Genomic DNA, 15,804 nt, shown 5'->3' on the forward strand with positions numbered 1-15,804 from the left:
CTGCCTCAATTCAGAATTCTTGATTCAACCTGCACCGGTTTGTTCGCCCGCAGCATCAAGCCCAGGCCGACAAACAACACCGGCACCACCATCGAGAAGTGTCGGGCGAAGGAGCCGAAGTCCGGCTCGAACAACCCTTGCACCAGCAGAAACGCCAGCGGAATGGCGATCAGTTCCTTGGGTTTGGTCTGGATCGGCGCGCCCTTGTAATCGGTCGAGGTGATGACTTTGAACAGCAGCAAGGCGGTCATGATCATCAACGCGACGAAGATCACCTGACCCGGGCCGGACAGCAGAATCAGCTCCACCGGGAATGACAGCCGGAAGAAGATGATCATCGAGTCCAGCGCCTGCGAAACGAAGTCGCTGCCGCTGAGCCACGACACGATCAAGGATTTCGAGCCCTCCTCGCCCGCCGTGCGCAGTTCGTTGTTACTGGCGCGAATCGACGACACCGGGAAGCCCAGTGCGAGCTGAATCGACATCGCCACCGCCAGGTAAAACAGAAACAGCATCAGAAAGAACGTCGTGCGCGACACATACTTTTTCATCACGCAGACGCCGACCCACGACAGCGAAAACAGAATCCAGTAAGGCCGGATCAGCACACCGTAGATCACCGCGGAAAGGAAAAAACCACCGCGATATTTACGCGTCAGCGAGCTGAGCAAAATGCTCAACACCGCCACCGACACAATGATTTCCTTGGTCAGATTCTCCAGGAAGAACGAGCGCACAATCCCCCACAGACACAGCGTGCCGAAGATCGCCAACGGCATGCGCCGAAACACCACCACCGGAATCGCCGTGAGGAAAAAGTTGCAGAACATGCCGTAGGCCCAAGCATTGGTCAGGTTGATCCCGGTGGGCCGCAGCAGGAACGCCGAACACTCGTAGGACGAGCGATCGGGCGAGAACGGGTTCCAGAAGTTGCAGTTGTCGGCACGGGCGTAGGACGACCACAAGGTCATCGCATCCGGGCCTGGATCACGCGGAATCAGCAGCGGCATGGCCACCGACAGAAACAGCCCGGTGAAAAGGATCAGGAACGAGACATACGAATCGAGTCTCTTGCCACGAAACTCGATGCACGGCAGTTTCAGGCCCATGAAAACGCAGCCTTTTTCGCAGCGGTTGCGCGAGTCAGCACGGCAATCACCACGAGCTGCACGATGATCGCGAAGACGTTGCCCCACGCCGCGCCGTAGATCGAATAGTGCTTGATCAACAGATAGCTGACCGGCACCGAAACCAACAAGCAAATGGCAGCGCTGGCCAATGACACCCGGCTGTTTTTCGAAGCAATCAGACCACCCCAGACGATGTCGCCAATCGCGCGCAAGGCGAAGGAAAAGATCAGCACTCCGAGGATCGCATTGTCCGGACGCGGCACGCTGGTGGCGACGTAATCGAGCACCACGTTGAAAAACACATAGATCGCCACCGCCACCGCCGCCGACACCAGCAGCGAGCGCATCACCCACTTGTTGATGAACAGTTGCTTGACCGTGAACGCCTGTTGCTCAGCCTGAAAACGCTTGGCCAGCACCGGAATCCCGACCACCGCCACCACCGCATAGGACAACGCCTGCAAAGTGTTTGCCGCCGACCATGCGTACACGTATTTACCGAGGCTGGCGTAGGGTTCCAGGTCGATGATCAGAAAGCGCTCGGCGTACTGACTCAGCGCGATCAGCCCGGTGCCGAGGTAGAACGGCAAGCCGGCCTTCCATACGGTGCCCGTGGCCAGCGTCCCGGCAACCCGGCCCTTGTGCACGTTCACCACGATCAGATAACCGGCGATGATCACCAGCACGTTGGCAGCGACCCACAGCCACAGCACGCTGGCGATTCCCGAGACCCAATCGAGCATCATCCCGCCCACCGCCAACAGCGCCCACAGGCCGGTCTTGATGAAGAACAGCAATGCGCCCGCCGTGGCTTTCTGCGCAGAAAACACGAAAGAGTTGATCTCGAACGACAGGTGCTCAGTGAGCAAAACCAGCGTCACGCAAAGGATCAGCGCGGCCGGCGCTTCAACTGTCTGGAACAGTGAATAAATCAGCACCGTCGCTACCGACAACAACAACCCCACCGCCAGATACAGCAGCAGGACTTTATCGACCACCCGGCGCGAACTGCCGCCGACGCTGATCAAGCGATTGATCTCGGAACTGAAACCGACGCTGTAGAACTTCGACGCAATCAGCGATGCCGCGACCACCACGCCGTAAAAGCCCAGTGCCTCATAACCGAGGTAATGGGTGATCGCCAAAACCAGCAAAAACTTCGCGCCCAACGCTCCGCCGCGAAGCAGCAGCCGAAATATCATCGAACGACACCTTTGATGATCTCGTCCATGGCCACGGTTTTCGCTTCGATTTCTCGGCAGGTATCGGTCAGGCGCTTGCCGAAATTCGCCAGCGCATTCGGCGCATAAACCGTGTCGATGATGGTGTCGACATTGATGTCGCCGCCGTTGATCACCCAGTCCTCGACCCCCATGTCCTGATAGGCGCCGAAGCCTTTGCGTTCATAGCTGATGTGGTACGCCGGCACGCCGGAAAGCAGCGACTCGATGGCGCCGTGCAAGCGTACGGAAATCACCAGGTCCGGTTGGTATTTGGCAATCGTCGCCTTCAGCGACAACAGATCTTCAGTGATACCCAGCTCGCGATAAAAAGCGCCGTCATCGTTGCCACGCACCGCGCTCTGTACGGCGCAGACCACTTTGCTTTTGTTCTTCAAACGCTGCAGCAGCACTTTCAGATTGGCCACGTAAGCGACTTTCTTTTCCTTGCTCCACTCCGGCGGCTTGCGCAGTACCACGCACACGGTGGCTGGCGAAGACGCGCAGCGGGTGAATTTTGCCTGCTGGAGGATTTTGCTCGCCAACGACTGCACCGCCAGATCCGGCGCGCGGTAGACGTTTGCACAAGCATCGAAAATCGCCGAGGAGCGATTGTCACGCACGAATACCGCATCGGCGCTAGCGTAGTGCTCGACGATCTTGCTGCTCTCGCCGTGGAACGGGCCGATGCTTTGCGGCAGGTACACCGACGGCACTTTGCTGAGGATCGCGGTTTCCAGTTGCTTGGCGTGGCCGAGTTTCAGCTTGATGTGTTCGAAGGCACTTTTCGAGCGCATGTAACCGCCGCCGACGCCGACGATCAGATCGGTTTTCTTCAGCAGATCCGCCAGCCCGGCGTAGGACTGATTGAGGAACACCGCTTGTTTGACCCGGCCCAAACCCTTGGCCGCCATCACCGGCGCGTCGAAACGCGGGTGCGGCAAGTAGCTGAAAGATTCCGGGTCGGAGGCCACGACGCTGATCGCGGTGTCTTCGCCAAAGTTGCGCTGCACCAGCGCGATGGCCAGATCGACGAGCAAGCCGTCACCGGAGTTGGACGCACTGTAGCCATGCAAAATCGTTACGTTCATATGCTTGAGTTCTACTTAAAAAGTGGGAGCGCGATACAGGTCGTAGGTCTGGCGAATCATCAACGCGGCACTGAAGCGCTCGCGGACAATGCTGCGTCCTTGGTTGCCGAGGTCGAGCAAACGCGGCTTCTGGATAATCGTCAGCACATCGGCCAGCGCTTGGTGATCACCGGACGGAAAGACGTAGCCAGACACTTCGTTGGTGACCAGTTCGGGCAGTGACGTGCAATTGCTGGCGATCACCGGCAAGCCCATGGCCATGCCTTCCAGCGGCACCATGGCGAAACCTTCCCAGCGACTCGGCACGATCAGCGCATCGGATTGTTGATACAGCGCCTGCACTTCGCTCGGGGTGACCCACGGCAGGTACTCGACGCCATCCATCGGCGGGCACTCGACCGCGTCCTCATTGACGGCACTGCCAACCACGGTCAGTTTCATGTCGCTGCGCTGCACCTTGGCGTAAGCCTTGAGCAGCACATCGAAGCCCTTTTGATAATCCAGGCGACCAACGAACAGCAGATGAATCGGCTCGTTGCCAATCGCTTTCTGCGCGTCTTCCTTGCGATGAATGCCGTTGTAGATCAGCGTCATGCGCTTGCGCTCGATGCCGAAGCGCGCGGCTTTGTCGAGTTCGTACTGGCTGACGCAAATGATCACGTCGGTGACTTTCTGCAGCACCCGCTCGATCCACGCATAGACTTTCTGCTTGGTCGGCGAGCTTTCCATCAGGAACGAAAACGCGTGCGGGCAGTAGACGATTTTCGGCTTGCGCCACGGTCGCAGCAGCACACACACGCACCGGCCGATCACCCCGGAAAAGGTGCTGTGCAAATGCACCACGTCGGGTTTTTCCTTGAGCATCACCTGGGTAAGGCGCCAGGCAAAACGCAGCAGCGACGGCACGTTGCGCCCGGTGCGCGGGAAGGTGCGGATCTGCTGCGCACCGATGCCGTGCAACTCTTTGGCCTGATCATCCGGGACCAGATACACCAGCTCGTAGTTCGCCGCATCACCTTCCGGCGAAGCCGAAATCGTCCGGATCACCGTCGCGACGCCACCTTTGATCGTCTCTGCCACGTGCAGTATTTTCTTCACAAATCACCCACTTCAAACAGGAAAAAACAGTCGCTGACAGTCAGGATTTGTCGGACGCGTATTCGTAGTTGTAATAGCCGTAGCCGCCGTTGCCGTAATAACTGGCGGCACGCTTCTCGACGCCGTTGAACACCGCGCCTTTGAGCTCGATGCCGTTCTGCGCGAAGCGGCGAATGGTCAGTTCGATCTCCTTGGCCGGGTTCACCCCGAAGCGCGTGACGATCAGGCTGATCCCGGCTTCACGGCCGACAATCGCGGCATCGGTCACCGCCAGCAGCGGCGGCGTATCGATGATCACCAGGTCGTAGCGCTCACTCAGTTCGGCGAGCAAATCGCGGAAGTTGGCGTGCATCAGCAGCTCGGAGGGATTGGGCGGTACCTGGCCGCGACTGATGAAGTGCAGGTTGTCGACTTCAATTTTGTTGATCGCCTGATCGATGCTGCAGCGCTTGACCAGCAGGTCGGACAAACCGTTGGTGATCGGCGTGTTGAGGGTTTTGTGCAGGTGACCTTTGCGCATGTCGGCATCGATCAGCACCACGCGCTGGCCGCTCAGGGCCATGACGGCGGCAAGGTTGGACGAGACGAAGGTTTTGCCGACCTGCGGGCTCGGCCCGGAAATCATGATGCGGTTGTTGGTCGAATCGAGCCCGGCGAAGTGCAGGCAGGTGCGCAGGCTGCGGATCGATTCGATCGACAGATCCGTCGGATTACGCAGGGCCAACAGGTACGCCGGTTTGTCGACACCGTCGCGGGCGCGGCCTTTTTTGTTGTCTTCTTCATCCTGCAAGGCGCTGTACGGAATCGACGCGTACACCGGCAAGCCAAGTTGCTCGATGGCTTCCGGGCCTTCCAGACCGCGGCTCAGGGATTTGCGCAGCAGCACCAGCGCCACGCCGACAAAGGCGCCTAGGAACGTAGCAATCAGCACAATCAAGGCTTTTTTCGGTTTGACCGGGCTGGTCAGATCGACATCTGCTGCATCGACCAAACGCACGTTACCGACGGCACCGGCGCGGACGATGTCCAGTTCCTGGGATTTGTTCAGCAACTGCGTGTAGATCTGCGAAGCGACTTCGACATCGCGGGTCAGGTTGAGCAATTCCTGCTGTGTCGCGGGCAGATCGCCGACTTTGCCTTCCAGCGATTTCTGTTGCTGGGTCAGCTCGCCGATCTGGCTCATCAACGCGCGATAGGCCGGATGCTGTTTGGTGAATTTGCGGTCCATCTCCGCTTGCTGCATTTTCAGCTCGGAAATCCGCGTTTCCAGCGCCACCGACTGACCGAGCACCGACTGGGTTTCCAGCGAGATGTTCACGGTCTTGCCGTGGGTCTGATAGGCGTTCAACGCATCGCTGGCCTTGGCCAGATCACGCTTGACCTGCGGCAACTGGCTTTGCAGGAAAGCCAGACTTTGCGCCGCTTCCGCCGAGGTGCGGCGCACGTTCTGATCGACATAAAGCGCGGCGATCTTGTTGAGAATCTTCACCGCTTCAGCGGCGTCGCTGCTGGCCAGCGCCAGTTTGATAATCCCCGATTCCTTGCCCTGCTCGGAGATATCCAGTGCGTCCTGATAACCCTGAATCGTCACGATCCGTGGGTTGCGCACCACTTCGAAACGCGTGCCGGGATTGGCCAACAACTGGGTGATCTGCCCTTCTACACCGTCCTGCGCGAACGCTTCGCCGGCGACGCCTTCCACCAGCAGGTTGTCGTTGTCATCGAGTAACTGGAAGTGCTTCTGTTCGCCGGCAATCAGGGTGAGTTTCTTGCCCAGCAGTTCTTTGGGCAGATTGAGCCGGGCAAACTCCAGGCGCTCGCCGCCCCACGCATAGCTGTTCAGGCCGAAACGCGGCGCAGCAACGCTGGTTTCGGTCTCGCCGCGATAACGCCGGGCGAGAAAGCCGCCAATCATCGGGAAGGTGTTGGGGGTGACATCGATGTCCAGGCGCAGGTCGTCGACGGTTTTGCCGATCACCGCGCGCGATTTGATGATGCCGATTTCGGTCACCGACGGCGATTGCCCACCGAGCATGCTGTTGAGGTCGGAGAAACCGAGCATGTCGTTCTTTTTCGGCTCGACCTGCACCAGCGCATTCGCCAGGTACACGGGCGTGGCCAATACCGCGTAGGCCACACCGGTGACCATGAAGGCCCCGGTCAGTGCGCCGATCAACCATTTCTGGTCGATCAAACTGCCGAATATACCGAGCAGATCAATACTGTCTTGATCATTGTCGCGGGTGCCGATTACGGACGGTAACTGCATAAGTCTGTTCTTACCATTCATTGATCTGAAGAATATTCATCAACGCGCGAGGCGTTGTGCCCATGAGCTGACAGCATCTTCAATCAATGCATGGGCATGAATAAAAGCGGCCTTGCCTTGACGATACGGATCTTGTATTTCGCGCTCGCTCTGCCATTTACCGAGCAGAAATACTTTGCCTCGGGCATGAGAGGCAATTTTCAGCACCTGATTTACATGCTGTTTTTCCATCACCAGAATCAAATCCGATTCATTGACAATGTCGGCTGTGAGTTGCCGTGCCTGGAATGTTTCGGCACTGTGTCCGTGATCTTCGAGGACCTGCCGGGCCGAAGCCTCGACACCTTCGCCGACCCGGGCAGCAAGCCCTGCGGACGCCACGGTGATGGGCGAGGAGCCCAGCGCATTGCGCAATAACAGTTCTGCCGTCGGACTCCGGCATATATTGCCAACGCAAACAACAAGGATCTTTCTGAACAAGGTTTTACTTTCCTGTGTAATGTCAAACGGCCAACATCCCGAGAGCATTTGAATGAACCCTCAAGATCTTCCTGCACTCAGAAATAGATTCGCCCTGTTAGTACTGGAGCATTAAGTACCACAGCGTCTAAAAGTCCCCCAACCACAATTAGCGGACTAAAAATAACTGTGATTTTCGGCTGTTTGATTTCCGACAAAAAATAACATTCACGCACTAAGTGCCATCATCTTGTTCGAAAACCGGGTAACGAGATCAATATTCGTAGTTGTCACTTCTCTTCGGGAGAGCAGACATGAAATCAGCACATCTCAAACGACTCGGCGCGCTGGCGCTGATGGCAATGGGTGCAACAACCCCGCTGCACGCCAGCGAAACGTTTCCAAACCTTCCGGCGAAGAACATCGGCGTTCAGGTGAAGATCCAGAACTTCACGGCTGCCGACGCCGCGCAGATCAAATCGGCCGGCTTCGGTTTTGTCCGCTTCGGCGTGTGGAGCGACAGCCTGACGGCCAAGGCTTATCAGCAACAAGTCAGCGATGCTTTTGCGGCGGCCAGGTCCGCCGGGCTGCCGGTTCTGCTGACGGTTCGCGCGATCAAACCCTTGCCCGCCGGGTCTACTGCAGATCTGGCCACGGCCGGTGAAGGCTTTGCCAAAGCGGTGACCGGATTGCAACAGTCGTACAGCGCGCAACTGGTCGCGATCGAACTATGGAATGAACCCGATCTGGAAACCTATTGGCCGACGGGCAAGTTCGACACCACGTTTGTGCCGTTCATGAGCGCGGTGTGCAAGTCGCTGCAAGGACAGCCGCCATCGACGCCGGTGATCGGCTACGGTTTCGCCCGGCCACCCAGCGCAGGCTCGGCTTCCACCGTGGCGCTGAACCGCATTGTCAGTGAATACCCGAAATGCTTGAGCGCCGTGTCCTATCACCCGTATGGCATGACGGCCGCCCAGATCAGCAACGCGCAGGCGTTTATTCAGCAGAACTTCCATCTGCCGGGCGTCATCAGTGAATGGGGCATCTCGGCACTCGCGTCCAACGGCGGTGCCGAAGGTCAGGCGAGCAAGATCAACGCGTTTATCGGCGATGTTAAAAAACTCAACATCCCGCTGACCTCCATCTACGAATGGAAGAACAGCGAGACGGGCAGCAATGAACGCGAGAAGAACTTCGGCCTGCTGACGTCCGACGGGCAACCGAAACCGGCGCGCATGTCGGTCGAAGCGTTGTTGAACGTCCAGTAGCGCAGATACAACCGGCCTGTTCGCAGGTCGGTTGCTTTGAACCTGTTGGCTGTTTTGGCATCGTATTCATCGATAGCCCGCCCCACCTTTCAAACAATCGTTTTCAGGTTGTTGCCGCAGGGGCCATCGATACACGTACACGCCCTTGAGTGACCGTCAGCGCTCGGGTAATGTCATCAGACCCATAGGATAGAGCACGCCCATGACTTCCAAGCTGGAACAACTCAAACAATTCACCACCGTTGTTGCCGATACCGGCGACTTCGAAGCGATCTCCCGAGTCAAACCGGTCGACGCCACCACCAACCCTTCCCTGCTGCTCAAAGCGGCGGCCATTCCGGCGTACGCCGAGCTGCTGAACGCTTGCGTCAGCGACTGCAAGGGCGATGTCGGCCTGGCCAGCGACCGATTCGGCGTTGCAGTGGGTCAGGAAATTCTCAAAGTGATTCCGGGCCGCATCTCCACCGAAGTGGATGCGCGCCTGTCGTTCGACAAGGATGCCGTGCTGAAGCGCGCGCATCGCCTGATCGAACTGTACGACAAGGCCGGCATTGGCCGTGATCGCGTACTGATCAAGATCGCCTCGACCTGGGAAGGCATCCGCGCCGCCGAAGTGCTGGAGAAGGAAGGCATCCAGACCAACCTGACCCTGCTGTTCTCCTTCGCTCAGGCCGCCGCTTGCGCCGACGCTGGCGTGTTCCTGATTTCGCCATTCGTGGGCCGCATCTACGACTGGTACAAGAAGGCCAACGGCAACGACTACACCGGCGCCGATGATCCGGGCGTGCAGTCGGTCACCCGCATCTACAACTACTACAAGGCCAATGACTACAAGACCGTGGTCATGGGCGCGAGCTTCCGCAATCTCAACCAGATCGAGCAACTGGCCGGCTGTGACCGCCTGACCATCAGCCCGGACCTGATCGACAAGCTGGCGGCCGACACCGGCAAGCTGGAGCGCAAACTCGCCCCGGGCAACGCCGGTGAAGCCCGTCTGAGCCTCAACGAAGCGCAATTCCGCTGGTTGTCCAACGAAGACGCGATGGCCACCGAGAAACTGGCTGAGGGCATCCGTCAGTTTGCTCGCGACCAGGAGAAGCTTGAGGCGCTGTTGCAGGCCAAGCTGTGATTTGAGTTAGGGAAATGCGAAAAGGGCGAATCCTGGTGGATTCGCCCTTTTTTATGGCTGCTGGATAATTTCAGTGTTCTTGCGACCGCTTTCGCGAGCAGTCTCGCTCCCACAGTGGGATTTGTGATCGACGCCGCGTCAGTGTGGGAGCGAGCCTGCTCGCGAAGAGGCCCGTCCGGCCGGCATCACTCAATGCCGCTCGAGGGCATTCACCAGATCATGGAACGCTTCACGATTGGAATCGTTGAGGCCCATGAGGATCTTGTGCGCTTCGAGCACTTTGATCCGCACCACTTCTTCCGACTGGTCCTGATCCGGTAGATCGTCCAGGCACTCCGGGCACGGCACCGGGTGGTTGACGATGTTGAACACCTGCTCGAACCCCATCGATTGCAGCAGACGGGTGATGTCTTCGTGGGTGGTGACGACGGTCGGCAGCAGGCCGACCTTCTGCCGCGACAGGATCGACAGTTTGGCCAACAGGCCCAACGTCGTGCTGTCGATGCTGCGGGTTTCGGTCAAATCGATCACGATCGCGTTGAAATTCAGCGCGGTGAAGATTTTCTCAATAGTCGCATCCAACGCCGAACACAGGGTCAGGCGAACTTCACCGACGAACTTCAGGACAAAGGTGCCGTCCTGCTCGGCGAACTGGATTCTACCGGTACTCATTAAAGATTCCTGCTCAACACCAACAGGGCGATATCATCCGGCATCTCCCCTAGCGTGGCCAATCCAAACACTTGCCGCAGACCATCCAGGCTGCCGCCCGCCGACTTCACCCGTTGAGGCAAAGCGGCTTCTTTTTCTTTGAGCGTAGGTTCTGGCAAAAGATCCAGAATGCCATCGGACATCAGCGTCAGGCTGAACGTCGGCGGCAGCTCAAGCACGTGGTCTTCGTAGGTGGCTTCATTGAAGAGGCCCACCGGCAGACCACGCCCTTCGAGATAACGAACACTGTCAGGCGTGTACAACACAGGCAACGGCAGATGGCCGCCGATGCTATAGGTCAACAAACCGGTCTCCTCGTCGATGACTCCACCGACCATTGTGACGTGTTTACCCAGCTTACAACTGATCAGCCCCCGGTTGATATGACCAAGAACTTCCGAAGGCTTGAATTCCGGCAATGTGCCGTTGCGCTTGGATTCGAACAGCAAGCGCGTGGTCATGAACTTCAGCAGCACGGTGACAAAGGCTGAAGAGGCGCCATGACCGGAGACATCCGCCAGGTAAAACGCGACCCGGCGCTCGTCGACACGGAAATAGTCGACAAAATCACCCGACAGATACAGCGACGGGATGATCTGGTGGGCAAACTTGAACTCGTCGATGCTCCACGGGCTTTCCGGCAGCATGTTCATCTGTACCTGGCGACCAGCGTTCTGGTCTTCCTGGAGCAGGTTCAGGCTGGCCTCGAGCTCGCGGTTGGCCTTTTCCAGCTTCTCGCGGTAGCGCTGGTTTTCCAGCAGCAGGCGCGCACGATCCAGGGCCCGGCGCACAGAGTGCTCGAGCACAGCCAGATCTTCGAGAGGCTTGATCAGGTAATCCGCTGCGCCCAGGCGCAGGGCTTCGACCGCGTCGTTCATCACGCCGGCACCCGACACCACGATTACCGGCGTCTGCGGTGACCGCTCGGTGACCTGACGGATCAGTTCGAGACCGCCCATCTGCGGCATGCGCAGATCGCAGATGACCAGGTCGGGCGTGTCTTGCTCGAATACCTGAAGACCCTGTTGGCCGTTGCTGGCCTGCAGGACGCTGAAACCACTGTCTTCCAAATAGGCCGCGAGGCTCGCGCGCACTACTTCGTCATCATCGATTATCAGCAGCGTGGCACTGGTTTTTGGCATGTGGGCAAACGGCGCCAGAATTAGGTTGGCGTAGTTGGCGGGGCATCGGGCCCTGCGCAGACTACTGGATTCGCTTTCTAGCCTCTCTGCTGCACCGCTTTCGAGCATTGGCTGCAAACGCGGTTACACCAGAGGTGCCCTTCTAAGGCGCAGACGGTACTCCCATCCGCAGAGCGTTTCAAGCATGCGCCGATGGTCGCTTGACGACTTTACTTGTCAAATCACCGAGAGTTATAAGAACAGCTCAAACCGTAACCCAATGGAAGGACGAACCTATGAGTCAAACCAGTCGGGACTACAGCGAAAAGCGCGATTTCATCCGCATGCGGGTCGATGCCGATGTCGTGTTGATTCATGAAGGGGATGAGGTTTCAGGGGTGTGCATCGACCTCTCCAGCAGCGGCATGCAGGTCGCAGCGCCGCGCCAGTTCGCGGTCGGCGACCGTTTGAGCGTGCGCATCGATTCCGAACACGCGGCGCTCAGTGGGCTTGAAGCCGAGACCGAAGTGGTCTGGATCAAGCCACAAGATGGCGGCGGCCAGAAGCTCGGCCTGACTATTCTGGAAATGAAATAGCTACACACAAAAAAGGCGACCCTGGGGTCGCCTTTGTTTTTACCGGTCGAGATTAAAAATCGTCTTCGACCTGGCCATCCTTCACTTTGAACTCGCGGTTCTGCAAGTAAGCATTGCGGATGAAGGTGTACTTGTCGCCGCTGATCAGCTTCTCGCTCGACAGCAGGCTGGCGCGGGTGTCGACGATGTTCAGACCGAAGATCGAGTTACGCGTAGGTACGTGGTCGATGTAGCGGTACATGCCGGTGTAGCTGTCGACGTATTTTGACGGTGCGTCACGCAAAGTGCTCGGCCCCATCAGCGGCAGCATCACGTACGGACCGCTACCAACGCCCCAGTAACCGAGCGTCTGGCCAAAATCTTCATCGCTGCGGTTCAGGCCCATTTTGGTGCCGACATCAAAGAAGCCGAGCAGACCAAACGTGGTGTTGAAGATCAGACGTGCAGTGTCGACGCCAGCGGCAGCCGGTTTGGCTTGCAGGATGTTGTTGGCAAGGTTGGTGACATCACCGACGTTGCGGAACATGTTGTGGATGCCGTCTTCGAGGAACTGCGGCGTGACAAACTCATAGCCTTGGGCCAATGGCTTCAGCGCGTAAGTGTCAACGAAGTCGTTGAACTGGAAAATCGGGCGGTTAACGCTTTCCCAAGGGTCTTCTTCCGTTGCCGCCTGAGTGGCGAACGGCGCCAGCAACAGGCCGGCACATACACTTAGCTGAGCGAGCGGATAGCTCCAGCGCATAGAAAAACTCCTTGGATATGTACTGTCGCGGGCATCGGGGCCCGGGCATTAAGGCCGCTAGTATAAGCGCAAAAGCCCGTTTGGGCAGTCGGCCAATTGTGCAAAGTTGTAGGACCCCTCCCACGCCGCGGTTCACATAGCCGTCACGCAACTGTCACCTTGAATGACTAGCCTTGTCGCTATTTCAGGGACGCTGCCATGACACACGCCGAAACCTTGCCCGTCGCCGCGTCCAGCCTGACCGCCGTACTGTTTGGACTCAGCGGTTGTCTGGTGGATTTCGGTGCTCGCGCTCGTCTGAATACCGTCGCCCGTCCCGAATATGCCGAGGCCACGCCGGGCGCGCTCGACAGTCTGCACAGTTTGCAGCGCCAGCAGATTCCCTGTGCCTGGCTGGATGAACTGCCCCCTGCCCTCGCCCAATCGTTGTCGGCCTCACTGCCGGCGTCAATCAAACCCGCGCAACATTCGGCAACACTCAATCCGTGGCCTGCGCCGAATGCCTGCTGGCAAGCCTTGATGGACCTGAACGTCGGTTGTCTGGACGGCTGCGTGCTGGTCAGTGGCGAACCGCGCCTGCTGCAGGCCGGCCTGAACGCCGGGCTGTGGACCATCGGCCTCGCCTCCTGCGGCTCGCTGTGCGGCCTGGCACCGGGCGAATGGCAAGCGCTGAGCCAGAGAGAACGCGAACAACTGCGTGGCAAGGCGACGATGCAGCTATTCGGCCTCGGCGTGCATTCGGTCATCGATCACTTGGGCGAACTCGACACCTGCCTGGCGGACATCAGCCTGCGCCGGCTCAAAGGCGAAAAGCCCTGATCGGGATCATGCAGGTTTGCCGGGAGTGGATTAATCTAAAGGTCAGCCATAGACCTTTGGCGCGCGGCTGCGGTCAATGCCAGTGCCTATTGATAAAAGGAAAACACCATGCCCGCCCAAGAACTGCAAAAACAGCTCGATACCCTGCGCGAGCAGCTGGAGCAGAATCCGCCGCTGTCGGAAGTCGAACGTGAAGACCTGCGTGTGCTGATGGCGCAAATTGAATCCGAAATTCAACTGGAAAATGCCACTCAAGACGCCAGCATCGCCGATGGCGTGAATCTGGCGGTTGAACGCTTCGAAGTCGAACACCCAGCGATTGCCGGCACCCTGCGCAATATCGTCAACGCGCTGGGCAGCATGGGGATCTGATTGCCCGCCACACAAAAAAAGCCCTGCCATCGTTGGCAGGGCTTTTTCATGTCTACGATTTGCAATGCAGTCCCCTGTGGGAGCGAGCCTGCTCGCGAAGGCGTCGTGTCAATCGACATCATCCTTGAATGACACACCGCATTCGCGAGCAGGCTCGCTCCCACATTGGACATCGCACATTCTGGATCTTTATTGGCGCACCAGGCGGTGATTCGGCAGCTGTACGCTTTCGGTGCTGCGATACGGGTTGATATCCAGACCACCGCGACGCACGTAACGGGCAAATACCGTCAGCTTTTCTGGCTTCAGCAGTCGTTGCAGATCAAGGAAAATCCGCTCCACACACTGCTCATGGAAGTCAGAGTGCTGGCGGAAGCTGACGATATATTCCAGCAGACTGGCATGATCCAGCGCCGAGCCGCGATATTCCACCACCACGCTGCCCCAGTCCGGCTGACTGGTCACCGGGCAATTGGATTTGAGCAGGTGGCTATAGACCGTCTCTTCGACAACCCGCGATTCATCGCAACGCAACAGCTCCGGGCGCGGATGCTCATAGTTGCTGACGCTGATATCCAGATCATCGATGCACACGCCCGGCAGCGCCACGACGCCCTCCGCTTCAACATCCTTCAGGCTGCGAACCCGCACGCCCACCGGTTTGCCGGCGGCGGCCGACAAATCCTTGACCAGTGTTGCTTCCAATGCAGCAACGTCGGCAAACGCGGTCTGGTTCAGCGAGTTCAAATACAACTTGAACGACTTCGATTCGATGATGTTCGGCGAGTCCGCCGGAATGCTGAATTCGCCAATCGCCACCACCGGTTTGCCCGACGGCAACAGCCACGACAGCTCGAAGCAGTTCCAGAAATCCACACCTTTATACGGCAGGGTTTCGGCGGTCAGACCCAGCTCGGCCCATTTCGCGGTGCGCGGAATCGGGAACAGCAGGGACGGCGTGTACGTGGCGATGTATTCGCTGGATTTGCCCAGCGGCGAGTGTTCGGCTGCGGGATGCATGGCGGAAACCTGACTGAATAATCAGCGGATTCTACCAGCCTTTGCCCGCGCCTTTGAGTGCTTACTGACTGACAGTCAGTTTGCCGACCATGCCCGCCTGATAATGCCCGGGAATATTGCAGGCGAATTCCAGGCTGGTGGCCTTGCTGAAGGTCCAGGTCAGCTCGGCGGTTTTACCTGGCTCGACCAGCACGCTGTTGGGGTCGTCGTGCTTCATGCCATGGCCCATCGCTGCGTGATCTATGCCGGCCATATCGTGGGACATTTCCTTCATGCCGGTAGGCGTAAGCATGCCGCTTTGCTGCATCTGCAACATTTCCTGCTGGTGTTTGGCGTGCATCGACGCGTCGCCGAGGTTGAATTCGTGCAACAACTGGCCTTTATTCACCAGCACAAAACGAACGGTCTCACCGGCCTTGATCTGAATCGCCTTGGGATCGAAGGACATATCGCCCATCACTACTTCAATGCTGCGCGAGGCTTTGGCGGCCGATGCTGGCTGGCCGAAATCATAGGTGTGCGCGGGAGCTGCAAACGCCGTCGAACTCATTGCCAACAAACAGATGGCCAGGGATTGGCGTAAAAACATGGTCGTTCTCCAACAAGATAAGATTCAGCTTATGGGAAACTTTAGCCGGCCTGCGCTGGCATCTACCTGACAGGGAGATTACAACTTTGTCAGGTTGGCGTTTGTCGCCAGCGCTCACGGTATAAAGCTTTCGTGACTACAACACCCCCGAACCCACCCGAGTCGCC

16 protein-coding genes and 1 pseudogene are annotated in these 15,804 nt (G+C 58.2%); 6 read left to right on the forward strand and 11 right to left on the reverse strand.

All coding sequences use genetic code 11. The annotated features are described in order from the left end of the window. Positions 1-5: 5 nt before the first annotated feature. The 6 genes from QOM10_RS19925 to QOM10_RS19950 are packed head-to-tail and all read right to left on the reverse strand — an operon-like array spanning position 6 to position 7,288. A complete protein-coding gene (locus QOM10_RS19925) occupies positions 6-1,109 on the reverse strand; it encodes a hypothetical protein (RefSeq protein WP_016986717.1) in 1,104 nt (367 codons plus the stop codon). After that, positions 1,100-2,332 carry a polysaccharide biosynthesis C-terminal domain-containing protein gene (locus QOM10_RS19930; RefSeq protein ID WP_316916828.1) on the reverse strand — a complete coding sequence of 411 codons (1,233 nt, stop codon included), beginning with the start codon at positions 2,330-2,332 and terminating at the stop codon, positions 1,100-1,102. The genes QOM10_RS19925 and QOM10_RS19930 overlap by 10 nt, the downstream gene beginning before the upstream one ends. Further along, positions 2,329-3,441, reverse strand: coding sequence for a polysaccharide pyruvyl transferase family protein (locus QOM10_RS19935; protein WP_316916829.1), 1,113 nt, complete (start codon positions 3,439-3,441; stop codon positions 2,329-2,331). The genes QOM10_RS19930 and QOM10_RS19935 overlap by 4 nt, the downstream gene beginning before the upstream one ends. 15 nt (positions 3,442-3,456) lie before the next feature. Beyond that, positions 3,457-4,539, reverse strand: a complete 1,083-nt coding sequence (locus QOM10_RS19940) for a glycosyltransferase (protein ID WP_316916830.1) — start codon at positions 4,537-4,539, stop codon at positions 3,457-3,459. Positions 4,540-4,579: 40 nt separating this feature from the next. Beyond that, a complete protein-coding gene (locus QOM10_RS19945) occupies positions 4,580-6,808 on the reverse strand; it encodes a polysaccharide biosynthesis tyrosine autokinase (protein WP_160041193.1) in 2,229 nt (742 codons plus the stop codon). Positions 6,809-6,847: 39 nt separating this feature from the next. Next, positions 6,848-7,288, reverse strand: coding sequence for a low molecular weight protein-tyrosine-phosphatase (locus QOM10_RS19950; RefSeq protein ID WP_127929137.1), 441 nt, complete (start codon positions 7,286-7,288; stop codon positions 6,848-6,850). Between the two features lie 293 nt (positions 7,289-7,581). Between QOM10_RS19950 and QOM10_RS19955 the strand changes: the two genes are divergently transcribed. After that, complete coding sequence (locus tag QOM10_RS19955; protein WP_316916831.1) at positions 7,582-8,538, forward strand: cellulase family glycosylhydrolase; 957 nt, start codon at positions 7,582-7,584, stop codon at positions 8,536-8,538. A 202-nt stretch (positions 8,539-8,740) separates the two neighbouring features. Next, a complete protein-coding gene (gene tal / locus QOM10_RS19960; RefSeq protein ID WP_038362268.1) occupies positions 8,741-9,667 on the forward strand; it encodes a transaldolase in 927 nt (308 codons plus the stop codon). Between the two features lie 189 nt (positions 9,668-9,856). Here the strand turns inward: tal and rssC are convergent, their stop codons facing one another. Both rssC and rssB read right to left on the reverse strand, forming a co-directional pair. After that, on the reverse strand, positions 9,857-10,339 hold the full coding sequence (gene rssC, locus QOM10_RS19965) for an anti-sigma factor antagonist RssC (protein WP_003226553.1): 483 nt from the start codon (positions 10,337-10,339) through the stop codon (positions 9,857-9,859). Beyond that, positions 10,339-11,520, reverse strand: coding sequence for a two-component system response regulator RssB (gene rssB / locus QOM10_RS19970; RefSeq protein ID WP_016986724.1), 1,182 nt, complete (start codon positions 11,518-11,520; stop codon positions 10,339-10,341). The genes rssC and rssB overlap by 1 nt, the downstream gene beginning before the upstream one ends. Positions 11,521-11,795: 275 nt before the next feature. On the opposite strand from rssB, the gene QOM10_RS19975 reads away from it, so the two are divergent. After that, a complete protein-coding gene (locus QOM10_RS19975; protein WP_127929139.1) occupies positions 11,796-12,095 on the forward strand; it encodes a PilZ domain-containing protein in 300 nt (99 codons plus the stop codon). A 52-nt stretch (positions 12,096-12,147) separates the two neighbouring features. On the opposite strand, the gene QOM10_RS19980 is transcribed toward QOM10_RS19975, so the two are convergent. After that, complete coding sequence (locus QOM10_RS19980; RefSeq protein WP_038362262.1) at positions 12,148-12,837, reverse strand: VacJ family lipoprotein; 690 nt, start codon at positions 12,835-12,837, stop codon at positions 12,148-12,150. A 198-nt stretch (positions 12,838-13,035) separates the two neighbouring features. Here QOM10_RS19980 and QOM10_RS19985 point away from each other — a divergent pair, with 198 nt between their 5' ends. The 3 genes and pseudogenes from QOM10_RS19985 to QOM10_RS19995 form a co-directional block, all read left to right on the forward strand. Beyond that, positions 13,036-13,656: an HAD family phosphatase gene (locus tag QOM10_RS19985; protein ID WP_150776370.1), complete on the forward strand. Its 621-nt coding sequence runs from the start codon at positions 13,036-13,038 to the stop codon at positions 13,654-13,656. A gap of 108 nt (positions 13,657-13,764) precedes the next feature. Further along, positions 13,765-14,028 (forward strand): DUF4404 family protein, encoded by a 264-nt coding sequence (locus QOM10_RS19990; RefSeq protein ID WP_077573823.1) that lies wholly within the window; start codon positions 13,765-13,767, stop codon positions 14,026-14,028. A gap of 64 nt (positions 14,029-14,092) precedes the next feature. Continuing rightward, positions 14,093-14,191: pseudogene (locus QOM10_RS19995) on the forward strand (metal ABC transporter ATP-binding protein); the annotation flags it as partial. A gap of 26 nt (positions 14,192-14,217) precedes the next feature. Here QOM10_RS19995 and queF read toward each other — a convergent pair. Together queF and QOM10_RS20005 are read right to left on the reverse strand one after the other, a co-directional pair. Further along, positions 14,218-15,048, reverse strand: a complete 831-nt coding sequence (queF, locus tag QOM10_RS20000; protein WP_160041197.1) for an NADPH-dependent 7-cyano-7-deazaguanine reductase QueF — start codon at positions 15,046-15,048, stop codon at positions 14,218-14,220. A 61-nt stretch (positions 15,049-15,109) separates the two neighbouring features. Then, positions 15,110-15,637 carry a cupredoxin family protein gene (locus tag QOM10_RS20005; protein ID WP_316916832.1) on the reverse strand — a complete coding sequence of 176 codons (528 nt, stop codon included), beginning with the start codon at positions 15,635-15,637 and terminating at the stop codon, positions 15,110-15,112. Between the last annotated feature and the right edge of the window lie 167 nt (positions 15,638-15,804).

This window comes from Pseudomonas sp. P108 (genome assembly GCF_032613195.1).
Lineage (GTDB): Bacteria > Pseudomonadota > Gammaproteobacteria > Pseudomonadales > Pseudomonadaceae > Aquipseudomonas.

Coding starts and splice junctions, on each gene's coding strand:
- QOM10_RS19925 (WP_016986717.1), bottom strand. CDS start 1,109: ATGGGCCTGAAACTGCCGTGCATCGAGTTTCGTGGCAAGAGACTCGAT.
- QOM10_RS19930 (WP_316916828.1), bottom strand. CDS start 2,332: ATGATATTTCGGCTGCTGCTTCGCGGCGGAGCGTTGGGCGCGAAGTTT.
- QOM10_RS19935 (WP_316916829.1), bottom strand. CDS start 3,441: ATGAACGTAACGATTTTGCATGGCTACAGTGCGTCCAACTCCGGTGAC.
- QOM10_RS19945 (WP_160041193.1), bottom strand. CDS start 6,808: ATGCAGTTACCGTCCGTAATCGGCACCCGCGACAATGATCAAGACAGT.
- QOM10_RS19955 (WP_316916831.1), top strand. CDS start 7,582: ATGAAATCAGCACATCTCAAACGACTCGGCGCGCTGGCGCTGATGGCA.
- tal (WP_038362268.1), top strand. CDS start 8,741: ATGACTTCCAAGCTGGAACAACTCAAACAATTCACCACCGTTGTTGCC.
- rssC (WP_003226553.1), bottom strand. CDS start 10,339: ATGAGTACCGGTAGAATCCAGTTCGCCGAGCAGGACGGCACCTTTGTC.
- rssB (WP_016986724.1), bottom strand. CDS start 11,520: ATGCCAAAAACCAGTGCCACGCTGCTGATAATCGATGATGACGAAGTA.
- QOM10_RS19975 (WP_127929139.1), top strand. CDS start 11,796: ATGAGTCAAACCAGTCGGGACTACAGCGAAAAGCGCGATTTCATCCGC.
- QOM10_RS19980 (WP_038362262.1), bottom strand. CDS start 12,837: ATGCGCTGGAGCTATCCGCTCGCTCAGCTAAGTGTATGTGCCGGCCTG.
- QOM10_RS19985 (WP_150776370.1), top strand. CDS start 13,036: ATGACACACGCCGAAACCTTGCCCGTCGCCGCGTCCAGCCTGACCGCC.
- QOM10_RS19990 (WP_077573823.1), top strand. CDS start 13,765: ATGCCCGCCCAAGAACTGCAAAAACAGCTCGATACCCTGCGCGAGCAG.
- queF (WP_160041197.1), bottom strand. CDS start 15,048: ATGCATCCCGCAGCCGAACACTCGCCGCTGGGCAAATCCAGCGAATAC.
- QOM10_RS20005 (WP_316916832.1), bottom strand. CDS start 15,637: ATGTTTTTACGCCAATCCCTGGCCATCTGTTTGTTGGCAATGAGTTCG.